The sequence below is a fragment of the Ochrobactrum sp. SFR4 genome (assembly GCF_019730395.1).
GTDB lineage: Bacteria > Pseudomonadota > Alphaproteobacteria > Rhizobiales > Rhizobiaceae > Pseudochrobactrum.
Map to the genome: position 1 here is coordinate 1 of NZ_JAAPBB010000347.1, position 367 is coordinate 367.

Sequence of the window (367 nt, forward strand, 5' to 3'; positions counted from 1 at the left end):
CGGCCCACAGGTGCAGCAGGCCAGCAACGCCTATCGCCTGTCCCTGCCGGAGAAGGCCCGGCAGTTCCTTGGACGGTTCGGCAAGGCTCCACCCCCGCCCGCCGATCATGGACAGGATCAGCGGGCTTGGAGCGAGGCAATCGACGCCTACAAGACCACCCTGCCCCTCGATGAGCGAACGCAGATCGACGCCGGCGATAGCCCGCTAGGACAGGCCCTTGTGCGCATGGCGAAAAACTTCATGAAACGTGAGTCCGATAACCAGACTGAATCCCCATCTGATCTTTATCTAAGAGGCAAAACATAAGCGGTCGCCGCTGTTCGGGCTGCTTACGCAGCCCTGCGGCGGTTCCGGCCCGCGTATAGG

Annotated in this window: 1 pseudogene; it reads left to right on the plus strand. The window is 62.4% G+C overall.

The window, feature by feature from the left end:
- A pseudogene (locus HBA93_RS19305) lies at positions 1–307 on the plus strand (helix-turn-helix domain-containing protein); the annotation flags it as partial.
- Positions 308–367 lie beyond the last annotated feature (60 nt).